Origin of the sequence: Rhizobium sp. 18055 (assembly GCF_902706285.1) — a bacterium.
Taxonomy (GTDB): Bacteria; Pseudomonadota; Alphaproteobacteria; order Rhizobiales; family Rhizobiaceae; genus Rhizobium.
On sequence record NZ_CACSKD010000191.1, the window covers coordinates 1 to 480 of the forward strand.

Genomic DNA, 480 nt, shown 5'->3' on the forward strand with positions numbered 1-480 from the left:
AGGCCCAGCAGGCCCAGGGTCAACGCGCCGGCAATCAGGGTCGGCGCGAACACGCGCCAGGCCTGGCGGCGGTAGCGCAGCCACAGCGCACCGAACACCAGCACGATGCCGACCAGCAGCAGCCCCCCCATCAGCTTGCGGTAGTGGCCCAGCAGCTGCGAGAAGTCGGCGGTGCGGTCCACCCAGCGCACACCCGGCAGGCCTTGGGCCGCCCCGCGCAGCGTCGCCAGCGCATCTCCCTGGCCGAGAACGCCATCGACCACTTGGTTCGACGCGACGCCGAGCTTCTCGAAACCGGTGATCAACTTCTTGTCGGCGGCCTCGTTCGCTGCCTTCTCGCGCACTGCGCGAGTGATGGCGCCTTTGGACTCGTCGAGTGCGTCCGCCCACGACTTGGTCGCAGCTTCCGTCTCAGCAGACGCAGCCGCATCCTGACGCTTCTTTGACATCCACATCGTGAGCAAGCCGATCGCGCCCATG

General features: G+C 67.9%; 1 protein-coding gene. It reads right to left on the minus strand.

The annotated features are described in order from the left end of the window. The coding region (locus GVL52_RS30575) for a hypothetical protein (protein ID WP_200847980.1) at nt 1-480 on the minus strand (480 nt) is incomplete at both ends.